This window comes from Halobellus litoreus, from assembly GCF_024464595.1.
In the GTDB taxonomy this organism is placed as follows: Archaea; Halobacteriota; Halobacteria; order Halobacteriales; family Haloferacaceae; genus Haloquadratum; species Haloquadratum litoreum.
Window position 1 is genome coordinate 73,895 of the sequence record NZ_JANHAW010000004.1, and the last position, 12,383, is coordinate 86,277.

Below are 12,383 nucleotides of genomic sequence, written 5' to 3' on the forward strand. Positions count from 1 at the left end.
GAGGAGGGGGTTTAATGCTATCACGAGACGAGGTGCTATGAACCACGGCCCAAATAACAAGTCGGAGAGTGAAACAAACCGGATTAGCCAGCATCTGCGTGATCGTCGTGCCGAGATCGTCCAGAACATCGAACAGTGAGGGATACATAAGGCGGACAGAGTGTTAACCAACAGAGGAACACTCGAACTTCGATTGTTGGTTAAGACGGTTCGCTCTTATGTAGAGCTGCGGAAAGCCCGGACAACGAGACAATCAATGGTTGAACCGACTGATTCGCCAGCTAGAGTGAGCGAGCGAACGATGCCGAAGGTGTGAGCGGCCTGTTCCAAGCCCTGCTTGGACAGACCGCGGAACTTCCGCAGCTACGGCTGGACGGGCGAAAACAGGCACTCAACTCGGTTAATATGGACACCCTCGGCCTATACCCCCAGCGGTTGGGAGAGGTCTTCAGCTTCCTGAATCACTGGTTCAAGATCGCCGCTGTAGTCGATGCCGAGTTGGCCGCGGATCACGCGCAGCGAGTCTCGGCACGCCGCGAAAAGCGTAGCTGATCACCGTGGCGACCCCGCCAGCGTGAGCGGCCCGTCTGGGACGAGCCACCGCGAAAACGGCTGTTCTGCGGCGGCTTTTGGCTTTTGTAGCCCGAGCAAACCTTGCCAGATTCGTCCAATTGTGTCGAACTATCGGTGGTCTGGTCAAGCAATTCCCAGACGACGGGGAAGCCGCGCTGAACCCCGGCTTCCACCTCTCGAATCGCCGCGTGAACTGTTTTGTAGGCTCGACCGAGCAACGGCGCAATCTGGTTGATACTGAGCAACGTGTCCGCGTAGAGCGTGAACGCGACAAGCACCTCGCCACAGGAGAGGTGCTTCTCGTGGAATGGCGTTCCGTAGGTGAAAACTGGCTTAAAATTGCAGTTACGGCACCAGATACGGTCGAGTTCTTCCCACGTGACGATGCTCTGGTGGCCGCAGCGTGGACAGGATGTATTCTCCCAGAATTCCTTGAGTCGCCGCTCGATGCCTGTATCGAGCGGCTCTGTGTCGATCTCAACGACACCCAGATCGACCATCTCTCGAAACATCGCTCCGAACGCTGGCTGAGCAGAAGACATACTCTCAAATTATGGCTGGCTCAGTGTAACTACGGGGCCTTTTCGTAGCTCTGCACAAGAGCGAAAGTTCTGGATAGACAGTGAGCAGAAAAGCGTATGATGCCAAACGACCCCCTCGTACACAACGACACCGTGGCCGGTCACGGTCAGTTCAACCCGCGCCAGTTCGGGGGCGGTTTCGCGTCGCGCGATCGTTTCGGTCGTCACGTTTCGCTGTATGTCGTCTGTGCGGTCCGCTAACACATCATCGGTCGTGGTACTGTCTAGTCGCTCTTCAGCATTTTTTTGACGTACGGGCGCGACCGTGGTAACAGAGATTTACCACTCTCGATTGCCACTGGACCGGTCTTGGACTCAGCGATCTCGGACAATGCCCGTCCACAGGGGCCACAGTAATTCTACAGCCCCTTGACTCAACTTCCGTAATTCGGACAGTAGGGTATACTGTGAGCTACGATTCAAAGCGACTGTGACTTTGCTGGTAAGATCAGTTGCCCGTCGATATCTTGTCGTTCTTTCCAGGTATCGAGTCGATTTCGTTGAGTGCCTCCGTCGCAACATCGCCCAATTCACCGGCCTCAATATGCGAATACCGTTCACGAACCATCTCTTCGGAGTTATCGAGATAACGAGCAGCAACGGTATACCCGAACGCTCGAACAAGAACCTCGCCCATTCCCCGTCGACCGCCGTGGGGAGCGAGATAGTCGTGTTTCGGATGGTCAACCTCAACCTCCGCGGCATCCGAGATCCGCTTGAGAATCGACCGTGCGCCGTCCGTCGTGACCGACGGCGGCCGAATGTCCTCATTGAGCGCCAGCAGGAGGTCACGAGCGTATCCCTCACGTTGCTCGTCAATTGCGTCTGGGTGTTCCCCTCGATCGGTCAGCTCGTCCTGTACGAGCGTTGCGAGCGTCCGCTGGTCGAACGTAGGGAACACCGGCCACCGCTCAGTTGGTGGGTCCATAAGTCGACGATAGCTCCGCAACGGCGAGATCACCGGGTCGGGGAGACTGGCGGCGTCCCACTGTTGTTTCTTCCGGTAGACGTCCATACTCCCGTCCTCAAGCGAGAGGTCCTCCCAGCGGACGCCCCGTCGACGCGGATCGTTCGAGTCCCGGAGGAGTTCACCAACGCGTACGGCGGTGTACGCGAGGATGAACACTAGAGCCCGGTCACGAGCTGCTTTCAGCGCCGCGTAGCGCGCTCGCTGTTTGTCGAGGGGGTCAGTATCCTCCGGGAGTGTCGTGTACGCCTCGACGGCATCGCGGGCCCGTTCGTCAACGTGGCGGGTGAGGGCGTGGCGCTGTTCGGACGTCCAGGCCTGCTGGTCGCCGGGCTTGCGGCCGTCGTCCTCCGGCAGCGGCGCCATCGCACTCGCCCGCTGCGCGTAGTGCGCTTCAAGATATCCCTCGTTGACACACCACCCGCACCACGCAGAAATATAGCGATAGTAGGTTTGTACCGTGTTCTGTTTGAGTCCTCGATCGCCGGCGAGATGCCGGGCGTACTCCCGGAACACGCGTTCGTCGAGGTCCTCGAAGGTGGGGTCGCGGTCGACGTCGTCGGGGATGATCCCGGTCCAGTCTTCGGCGCCGCGGCCGCCGGCGGCCCACTCGGCGAACCGCTCGAGTTCGCGAGCGGCGTTCCGTCGGTAGTTCCCGCCATCGCCACCACGGCCTTTCCCCTTGTCCTGGAGGTAACGCTCGAACGACTCGGAAAGTGAGGTCCCCTGGGCCCGTTCCGTCGGTGTATTCCGGTCCATAGTGCTCTCCTGAACTGTTGAAACGTAGTCAGTCACACAGACAGACGCCGCCTTCCCGGATCTGGCTCACTGCGAACTGATGGACAGCGCCGGCGAGGTCAGTCATTGCTTCCGCCTGTTCTTGGGTTGGACGCCCGCCGCCGTAATAACTCTCTGTCCGGTTCTCGCTGTAGAGGTCCTTCATCGCCTCTGCAGTCTCCCGCTCAAACAGCCCGATTTGGTGGGCACGCTCGTAGGTAAACTACCCCTCCCTACTTCGCTCACCGCATACGCGGTTCGCTCGTTGAGGATGGGGCTTTGATGTGGACTCCCGGCAATCAGTCGCCAGCAATACGCTGGTAACTCTCGCCGTTCATCGTCCCACCATTCACACGCACGTCTACTGGTGCGTCTCCGCTCCCCGACTTGGGCGAGGAACGGAGGCTGTGTCTCTGTTTCCGGGCGTATCGCACCCCGAGATTCTTCGCGGCATTGTAGTCCGCGTTGACCTCATAGCCGCACTTCTGGCACTCGAAGTGTTCGCCGTGGCGGTTGCCGTCGTGCGTGAACCCACAGTCCGTCCGAGAACAACGTTGGGACGTGTAGTTCGGCTCGACTTGTTCCACGGAGACGCCTTGCTCTGGCGCTTTGTACTCGACGTACTCGGCGAGGCGTCGGAACGCCCAGATGTGGTGCCACTTCGCCTGTGGAAGTCGCTCACGGATGTCCGTTAAGTCCTCGAACACGATTACGTCACATCCGTTCTCGGCGGCTTCCTCAACGATCTCGTTGGCGACGGTGTGGATGTACTGTTTCCGCCAGGCTTCTTCGCGCTTTCCGAGGCGAAGCAGGGCATTGTGTGCGGCTTGTGTTCCGCGCTGTTGTATCTCACCACGTCGCTTCTCGAATTCACGGCACCAGTGATCGTATTCGTCGCCCTGCCAGAACGTGCCGGTCGAAGCTACTGCGAGGCTGTTGACGCCGAGGTCGATACCAAGAACTGTTTGGTGCTCGGTATCTTCCGAAACCTCGAACTCGTCGGTATCGTACTTTCGCGTCGTGATGTGGAAGTAGAACTCGTCGGTCGCCTTGTCGTATTGGAGTGTACTCGCCCGGAACTCGTACTCGTCCGAAAGAACGTACTGTTCGTAGGGCGTCGGGCTGTCCGCCGGGAGTTCAAAGTCGCACTCAACGCGCCCGTTGACGGTTGAGAGTGAAACTTTGTTCCGGTAGAAGGTCGCACTCCGCTTGTCATAGAGCATACTCCACGACGTGAACTCCGGTTTGCTCACACGCTTGCCCTGTTTCCACCGTTCGACGCACCCTTTCGTCGCTTGGACGGCACGCCGGATGGCTTCTTGAACGAGGTTGGCAGTGAGATCAGTTTCTTCCCGCAGCTCCGCGTAGAGTGCGTCTCGCGCAGTTGAGTTTGCCGTGACGCAGTTCGTGTAGGAGCAATCGTCCCAACAGAACTCGGCAGCACGATTCGCGCAGTGAAGGAACTGGCGAGCTGACTCGTGGAGGTCGTCGCGTCGATCATCGGGAACGATGAGTTTGACCGGCGCGGTTCGACGCACCTCCATATTTCAGATTACTACTTGACGACTCTTATAGTCTCGGGAGTCGAGTAGCTACTGTCGTGCGGTTGCGTCGTCCTTTGTCGGTTTCCTCTCCGACCTACTCGCTCACTCCGCTCGCTCCTTGAGGTCGGAGGCTCCACCTTGAATTATGCTGAACTGGTGGTTCTGAAAGTCCTGAAGCGTATCGTTGGTCATCGCGAGCGCGTACGCCTCGATCGACCGTTCGATCGCGCCGAAACAGACCTCGATGACGGCCGTGTAGTACCCATCCTGTGACTGGAGAGTGTCAACGACCTCGAGGAGGCGGCACGCTTTCGTCAGCTGAGTCTTCCAGTCTTCGTCGGCACTAATCCCGTCCTCGAACGCTGTTCGACCGCGTCCGACCATCTCGAAGGCATCCTGTGCACGGTCGAGTACTGTGAGCACAGCGGTCGGGTCCGAGTCGTTACTCATCAGGGGCTCCTTCCTCCAAGAGGAGGTTCTCGACGGTTTCGAAGTCATTCGTCTTGTAGACCGGAATCCCTGAAACGACGATCTCTCGGATGTCTTCGGTGTACGCCGGGATCGCCTGGACGGCCTCGACATCGATATCGTAGGCGTATCGGTCACCGTCGAACACCGTATCTTCGAGGTCACGGGCAATGGCGTTCGCTTCTCGTTGGCTTTCGGCCCGCCCAGACCGGGTTAGCACCCAGAGATCGATATCGCTCCGTCGGTCAGCCTCGCCCCGAGCCACACTCCCATAGAGGATGATGCCAACGACGTCGTTGATGTTCTCACGAAGCTCCGTAACCGCAGCTTTGACGGGTTGATGATACTCTGGTTGGGGGATCCGGAGGATCGGATCGTTTGGAATCGACAGGCGCTGTCTGTTGATCTTGACGAGTCGCTGGTTGCTTTCGGCCGATTCGACGACCAAGTCGTTCGCGCTGAGAACGTTTACTGCTCGTCGGACGGACTGGTGTGAGTGACCGATCTGTGTCGCGAGTTCTCGCAGTGAGAAGTCACTGAATCGGTGGTTTGTTAAAAAGAGAAGGACGTCGCTCGTCGCCTTATGTTTGAATAAAGTCGGATCTGAAGGGGGTATTGAAAGAGAAATAGCTGCCCCAGACGAATTCGTACTATCCGTCTCGCGGTTTATGTGCCGTATCACGGACCACTACTATATAAACATTATACGTGAGTCGGAATCAGCTTAAATATTCATCTGCCAGCAATGGACGTGCGGAGAACGAGGTCCGTCACCTCCGGGCCTCACCACGTTCGGTCGCTGAGGCTAGAAAATTCCACTCTCGGATGGCAACACCCACAATTTCGATTCGCCGTTGGAGCTGTTCCCACTCACGCGCGATCTCTCGGCGACGTGGGAGCACCCCTCTCCGTTTGGGTCGCCGCAGTTCTGGTCCCGATCGCCCTCTACGTCGGCGCGCTCGTGGTGTTCATCGTCTTCGGTGGCGGGTTCGACCGTACCGGCGTCCTGCCGGCCGCGGCGATCCCGGCGATCGCGTTCGCGACGCTCATCCGGGGTGGACTGGAGGAACCTGGGTGGCGCGGACTCGCCCTTCCCGTCCTCCAGCGACGCATCGGTGCGCTCCAGGCGAGTCTCGTCATCGGCGTCGTCTGGGCACTCTGGCACGTCCCCCTGTTCCTGATGCCCGGGAGTTCACAGGCGGGAACGCCGTTCTGGTTGTACGCGCCGATCGTCGTCGGCATCAGTGTCATCGCATCGTGGCTCTACAACGCCGCTGGCGGACGCGTGCTGGTCCCGGTCGTCTTCCACACGCTTTCGAACGCCGTGTCCGTCACGACAGCCACCGGAGTGATCGGTGACGAAGTCGTCTCGCAGATCGGTCTTCTGATCGTCGTCTGGGTGGTCGTGGCGGTCCTCGTCTGGCGGTATGGGACCGAACGACTCGCCTCGAAGCCGCTTCCCGATGGAGGACTCGACTTCGCCACGTTCGATGACTCACACGACCGCGGACCGAAACCTAGTCCATGACAGAACAGCTCTCCACCCCGTCGAAACACTCATCGTATGGCAGCCTTGGCGGGAACGGGACCGAGACGTATGCAGCACAACGGTGCGAGTAAGTCTATGGGCGAAGAACGCCCTGTACGCTCCAACAGGCAGTCGACCGCAGGCAGAGTCCGACGCACACGGTTTTGAGTCCACGGGATGAATGAGATCCCATGGTCTCGTTCCCGGCTCGTTTCCGCGAATTTCCACGCGACCGCCCGCTCCTCGCCCTCGCGATCGCTGTCCTGACTGTCGAAATTGTCGGCGCTTCCGGGTCCATCTTCACCGTTCAGGGACTCGGCACGTGGTACGATACCCTTCAGCAGCCCGCGTTTGCACCACCGAACTGGGTGTTTGGGCCCGTCTGGACTACCCTGTTCGCGCTCATCGGCGTCGCGCTGTGGCTCGTCTGGCGACAGGTCGATTCATCACCCCGGGAGGCTCGACTCGGGTTCGGCGTGTTCGTGCTCCACTTCATCTTCAATCTGGGCTGGTCGGCGGTCTTCTTCGGAATGCAGGAGATCGGTTGGGGACTGGTCGTGATCGGAATCCTCTGGCTACTCATCGTCGCAACGATGTGGGCCTTCGACCGCGTTGACCGGCGAGCAGCACTCCTCCTCGTGCCGTATCTCCTGTGGGTTTCGTTCGCTGCGTATCTCAACTACCGGTTCTGGGTATTGAATTAGCCCGCGACCCCCGGCTACGCCGGGGCAACGACAGCAAACAGGCCTTGTGGACTACTACACCTGGAGAACGGCTGTACGGGAAGGCTCTCGAACTTCCGCTCCGGCGGAGACGCTGCGAGATGCCCGCCCTGTATGCGGCGAGGATGCTAGGATTTCCCATCCGTTGGAACTCTCGACGGGAGGACGGGGGCGTTCCCGCGGTCGTGTTTAGTTACGGATGAAGAGTGAGGCGGGATGATTTCTTGCTGGTCTATGGCAGAAATCGCCCGCCTCAGTGGATGCACGGACTGGATTGATTTGGATTTTGTGGAGCGACAGCGGACACCCGAGCGTGCGATGAAGCTCGGTATTCAACTGCAGTTAGCGGGGCTCTCGCTGTCGAATACCGTCTCTATTCTCGAAGAGTTGGGTGTCGAGCGCTCTCGTAAAGCAATCCACGATTGGGTGCAAAAGGCCGATCTACAGCCCATAGATGGGCGAAGCCCGAATCACGTTGCGCTCGACGAAACCGTGATTCGAATCAATGACCAGCAATTCTGGCTGTACGCAGTCGCCGATCCCGACACAAACGACCTGCTGCATCTGCGACTCTTTGCAACGACGACGACCGCATTAACCGAGATCTTTCTGGGAGAATTTCGACAGAACACGATGTCGAATCCGCCGATTTTCTGGTCGATGGCGCTCAACACCTCCAAACTGCGCTGGCCAGAGCTGGACTCCGATTTCAAACTGAACGAAATGGAAATCGAAACGCTATCGAACGAATCTTTCGAGAATTCAAACGCCGAACTTCCTCGTTCTCAAACTGTTTCAGCCACGTTGAGCCGCAAACTGCCGAAAATTGGCTCCAAGCATTTGCCGCTTGGCTCAATGCTCCTAACTAAACACTACCGTTCCCGCCCCCCGAGAACTGAAGACCCGATATATCGTCTCGACCCACGTCTTAGAACGCGGTGAACCATCCATGACGCAATTCGAAACCCGCGAACGAACCACCCTCTCGATTCGAGGACTGGCGCTCGACAGCCGAAAGCTCGCAGGGACGTTCTTCCTCGTCCTCGCCGCCCAGTTCATGACAGTCATCATGCTCGCGGCCGCGATGGTCCCCGGCTACGACTTTCGGGCCGCCGCCATCAGTGACCTCGGTGTGTTCCCCGAGACGGCGCTCCTGTTCAACACGTCGCTGGTACTCGTCGGTGTGCTGAACCTCGCGGGTGGGTACCTCTTCTACCGCACCCACGGCAAGCGATGGCTGGTGACGATCTTCGCCCTCGCCGGTGTCGGCGCGGTCGGTGCCGGGTTCTTTCCGCTCGACACCGGCGGGCTCCACGGCCTGTTCGCGCTGCTGGCGTTCCTATTCTTCAACGTCCAGGCGCTCGGAACGGCCACGCGACTCCGCGGTGCGATGCGAGCCCTGTCGGTCCTCGCGGGCGGCGTGGGCCTCGTCTTCGTCGTGCTGATGGCGCTCGGCGACGCCGGCAACGCAGCGGCATTCGGACCCATCGGCCACGGTGGGACCGAGCGGATGATCGTCTATCCCGTGATGCTCTGGCTGGTCGCATTCGGCGGCTACCTGCTCGCGAAGAGCGAAGGGCCGGACGTCCCCACCCAGCGATCTGCGTGAGCCCTCTATCTGGCCCTCCGGTCGGAAGCGCTCCGCTGCTGCAAGGGCCTCCACACGCTTATCGCTCTCCCCGCGCGTTCCCGAAACAGAACTCCCGGCTGACCACTATCTCCACGAGATCCTCCACATGAAACACCGGTCGATTCACACTGCCGTCGTGCTGGTGCTCGTCGCCGCACTCGTGAGCACGCCGGCCATCGCGACAGCCGCCACACCGACCGTTCGCTCGGCCGATTCGACCGAGCAGGTCGACCCGACCGACCTATCCGACCCGGACGAGTTCGAGCGCTGGCTCGACGAGACGATGGCCGACCAGCTCGAGCGACATCACATCCCGGGTGCAGCAGTCGTCGTCGTCAACGATGGAGACGTCCTTCTCGCGAAGGGCTACGGCTACGCCGACCTCGAAGCCGGCCGACCGGTCGTCGCGAATGAGACCGTCTTCAGCATCGGCTCGACCGGCAAGCTAGTGACGTGGACCGCCGTGATGCAGGGCGTCGAGGACGACCGATTGGACCTCGACCGTGACGTCAACGGCTACCTGGCCGATTCGACTGTCACAGTCCCGGACACCTACGCCGAGCCCATTACGCTAGAACACCTCGGCACGCACTCGGCGGGCTTCGAGGACATCTTCGCGGGGATGGTCGCGGACGATCCTGACGAGGTCCGACCTATGGAAAAGATCCTTGCCGATCACCAGCCAGCGCGCGTCAGACCGCCGGGCGAGTTCGTCGCGTACTCGAACTACGGGACGGCGCTGGCGGGCCACGTCCTCGCCGAGCAGTCCGACGCGACGTTCACCGAGTACGCCGACGAGCGGATCTTCACGCCGCTCGGGATGGACGACACCACCTACGCCCAGCCACTCCCCCACGAGTTGGAGCCCCGACGTGCAATCGGCTACACCTCTCAGAACGGGGAGTATCAGGCCCACGATCCCGTGATCTGGACACTCCCGCCCGAGGGCGGATCGCTCCGCACGACCGCGACCGACATGGGGCACTTCATGCTCGCCCACCTGAACGAGGGCACGTACGGCTCGGAACGCATCCTCGAGGCTGAGACGGTCCGAGAGATGCACAGTCGACAGTTCACGAAATCCGAGGCAGTTCCGGAACTCAACGGGATGGCCTTCGGGTTCATCGAGATGGACCGCAACGGCGAGACGATCGTCGGCCACTGGGGCGACACGCCCCGGTTCAAGAGCCTCCTCGCGCTCTACCCCGAGCGCGACACCGGGATATTCGTCGTCTACAACAGTCCCGGCGGGGGTCCCGCCCGGTTCGAGCTTCTCCAGGCGTTCACGGACCGATACTACCCGCAGTCAGACACGCCAGTCGTCGAACCGCCGAACGGTGCCACCGACCGAGCGCGTGAGCTGGCCGGTGATTACCGCTCGCTGACGGTGTCCGAGTCCTCGTGGGAGCGCGTCCTCGGCGTGATGACGCGGACCTTCACTGTCGGGGCCACCGACGAGGGGTACCTGACCACCACCGCACTGGGGGAGGAAACTCGTCAGTGGGTCGAACGCCGCCCAGGGGTGTACGAGGAGGTCGGCGGGAGCGATATGCTGGTCTTCCGGGTCGACGAGGACGGCCGTGCGACACATATGTTCCGACACGCGTTCGGCCCGGCGACCTACGAACGCGTCCCGTGGTACGAGAGCCTCACCGTACTCCAGGCTGTCCTCGGCGCAGGCGTCGTGGCCTTCCTCTCCGTCTTGCTGCTCTGGCTCGGTGGGCCGGTGTGGCGACGATGGCGAGGCGGTATCGTCCCGAGCGACCGTGAACGGGCTGCCCGCTGGCTCCTGGGAACGGTAAGTCTGCTCTGGCTGGCAGTGCTGGTGATCTTCCTGCTGGCCTGGATCAATTTCAACGCGGAGGCTGCCTCGCCGTCGCTGGCACTCCAGACCGGCAAGGTGCTCCGGTACGTCGCCCTCGCTGGGACGATCGGAGCCGTCGTCGCGACCGGGTTCGCGTGGCGCGATAGCTACTGGACTCGGTCCGCTCGGCTGCACTACTCGGTGGTGTCGGCGCTCACTCTACTGTTCGCGTGGCAACTGTACCTGCTCCGGATCCTGCCCCTGTAACACCCAATCCAAGAAGATGATTCCAGACCCAACGAAAGCCCGTCGGAGTATCGAATCATGAACCAACAGCTTCGCGAAATCGTCGATGCCCATCCGGTCGCGGCGTTCTTCGTGGTCGCCTACGCCATCTCCTGGGTGGCGTGGCTCGGTCCCATCCTCGACCTGGCCGAGCCGTTCGGAACGCTCGGGTATCTTATCGGGGGGTTCGGTCCGGCACTTGCGGCCCTCGTCATCACGTGGCTTGGGAGCGACTCAGTCCGGGCTTGGGCGCGCCGGATCGTCGACTGGCGCGTCGCCCCTCGATGGTACTTCGCCGCACTCGCCGTCCCCCTCCTCGTCGTTACGCTGACGGGCGTCGGCCTCGCAGTCCTCGGCACCTCGGTCGACCCCGGACTGCTCCCCGGCCGAGTCTCGCTCGTTCTCGTCTCGTTCGTGAGCATCGCACTCATCGGAGGAGGGAACGAGGAACCCGGGTGGCGGGGGCTGGCCCTTCCGAAACTTCAGGAACAATACACGCCCGTCTCGGCGACACTCATCCTCGGCGTCGTCTGGGCACTGTGGCACCTCCCGTTGCTGGCGACCGGCACCACCGAGTTCCACGGGCTGGCGTCGTTCGTCGAGCTCGCACCGACGACTGGAGTCCGCATCATGAACATCGTCGGCGTCGCGTTCGTCCTGACGTGGATCTACAACGAGACCGGAAGCGTTCTGCTCGCGATCATCGCACACACCGGGTTCAATACGGCCAACAGCACGCTCGTCCCGCTGCCGCTCGAAACCATCAGCGCTGGCGACTCGACGACGATCCTCATCGTCACGACCGTCGTCCTCTGGGTGGTCGTCGCCGTGCTCTTCGTCGCCACCCGCGGTCAGTTCGGGTACGAGACCGAGCCCGATGCAGCAACGACGCAGACGCACAGTCATCGGTCGGAGGTGCAATAACAGGGGAAAATGATAGTTCCACAACTGCTTTCTCGCCGCCGGGAGTCGACAAATCCATGTCTCCCGCTGCGAACGACCCTTCCTTTGGCAAGCGGTTCGGTGTGGCTCTGCTGTTGGGCCTGCCCGGAATCGTGGCGCTCGTCGGCTACATTTACGTCACGACGCCGGCAACCGCTGTCCCTGCCGGGCTGTCGCTTCCGATTCTCGCCCTCGTTTCGGCTGTCAGTCCACTGTTGCTCCTCGGCGTCGCGTGTCTCCTCGGGGCCTACGCAGCGCCGCGAGTTGGCCTCCAGTCGTACGTCATCGACCGGACGGGGAGTGGCAGCGAGATCTGGCACCACCTCCGGAACGAGGTCGGATTAGCCGTCGGTATCGGCATCATCGGGGGCGTCCTGATCGTCGTCCTCGACGCAGTGATGATGCCTTTCGTCGCCCAGGACCTGCCCCAGTCAGTAATCGGAGCAACGAGACCGACCGTGCTCGATGTCTTCGCGTACGTACCTGTTCGATTCCTCTACGGAGGACTCACCGAGGAACTCATGCTCCGGTTCGGGCTTATACGCTGAACAGGCGCAATACC

At 60.9% G+C, this 12,383-nt stretch carries 10 protein-coding genes and 4 pseudogenes; 7 read left to right on the top strand and 7 right to left on the bottom strand.

Annotated features, from left to right (window positions below; genetic code table 11):
• Positions 1–216: 216 nt before the first annotated feature.
• The 7 genes and pseudogenes from NO360_RS17195 to NO360_RS19140 all read right to left on the bottom strand — a co-directional run.
• A pseudogene (locus tag NO360_RS17195) lies at positions 217–1,115 on the bottom strand (transposase).
• A gap of 487 nt (positions 1,116–1,602) precedes the next feature.
• Positions 1,603–2,880, bottom strand: coding sequence for a tyrosine-type recombinase/integrase (locus NO360_RS17200; RefSeq protein WP_256309088.1), 1,278 nt, complete (start codon positions 2,878–2,880; stop codon positions 1,603–1,605).
• Between the two features lie 28 nt (positions 2,881–2,908).
• Positions 2,909–3,106: pseudogene (locus NO360_RS17205) on the bottom strand (DUF8154 family protein); the annotation flags it as partial.
• Positions 3,107–3,197: 91 nt separating this feature from the next.
• Complete coding sequence (locus NO360_RS17210) at positions 3,198–4,442, bottom strand: RNA-guided endonuclease InsQ/TnpB family protein (protein WP_256309090.1); 1,245 nt, start codon at positions 4,440–4,442, stop codon at positions 3,198–3,200.
• A gap of 102 nt (positions 4,443–4,544) precedes the next feature.
• Positions 4,545–4,892, bottom strand: coding sequence for a DUF8154 family protein (locus tag NO360_RS17215; RefSeq protein ID WP_256309091.1), 348 nt, complete (start codon positions 4,890–4,892; stop codon positions 4,545–4,547).
• Positions 4,885–5,580 (bottom strand): nucleotidyltransferase domain-containing protein, encoded by a 696-nt coding sequence (locus NO360_RS17220; protein WP_256309218.1) that lies wholly within the window; start codon positions 5,578–5,580, stop codon positions 4,885–4,887. The genes NO360_RS17215 and NO360_RS17220 overlap by 8 nt, the downstream gene beginning before the upstream one ends.
• Before the next feature lie 100 nt (positions 5,581–5,680).
• Positions 5,681–5,803: pseudogene (locus NO360_RS19140) on the bottom strand (DUF7342 family protein); the annotation flags it as partial.
• Here NO360_RS19140 and NO360_RS17225 point away from each other — a divergent pair.
• The 7 genes and pseudogenes from NO360_RS17225 to NO360_RS17255 all read left to right on the top strand — a co-directional run bounded on the left by NO360_RS17225 (position 5,803) and on the right by NO360_RS17255 (position 12,369).
• Entirely contained in the window at positions 5,803–6,438 is a 636-nt protein-coding gene (locus NO360_RS17225; protein WP_256309092.1) for a CPBP family glutamic-type intramembrane protease, read from the top strand. The pseudogene NO360_RS19140 and the gene NO360_RS17225 overlap by 1 nt on opposite strands.
• A gap of 191 nt (positions 6,439–6,629) precedes the next feature.
• Positions 6,630–7,142 carry a TspO/MBR family protein gene (locus tag NO360_RS17230; protein ID WP_256309093.1) on the top strand — a complete coding sequence of 171 codons (513 nt, stop codon included), beginning with the start codon at positions 6,630–6,632 and terminating at the stop codon, positions 7,140–7,142.
• Between the two features lie 252 nt (positions 7,143–7,394).
• Positions 7,395–8,029 (top strand): annotated as a pseudogene (locus NO360_RS17235) (IS6 family transposase).
• Positions 8,030–8,109: 80 nt separating this feature from the next.
• Complete coding sequence (locus NO360_RS17240; RefSeq protein ID WP_256309094.1) at positions 8,110–8,769, top strand: DUF998 domain-containing protein; 660 nt, start codon at positions 8,110–8,112, stop codon at positions 8,767–8,769.
• 127 nt (positions 8,770–8,896) lie between these two features.
• Positions 8,897–10,861 (top strand): serine hydrolase domain-containing protein, encoded by a 1,965-nt coding sequence (locus NO360_RS17245; RefSeq protein ID WP_256309095.1) that lies wholly within the window; start codon positions 8,897–8,899, stop codon positions 10,859–10,861.
• A gap of 57 nt (positions 10,862–10,918) precedes the next feature.
• Positions 10,919–11,803: a CPBP family intramembrane glutamic endopeptidase gene (locus NO360_RS17250; RefSeq protein WP_256309096.1), complete on the top strand. Its 885-nt coding sequence runs from the start codon at positions 10,919–10,921 to the stop codon at positions 11,801–11,803.
• Positions 11,804–11,859: 56 nt separating this feature from the next.
• A complete protein-coding gene (locus NO360_RS17255; protein WP_256309097.1) occupies positions 11,860–12,369 on the top strand; it encodes a hypothetical protein in 510 nt (169 codons plus the stop codon).
• Positions 12,370–12,383 lie beyond the last annotated feature (14 nt).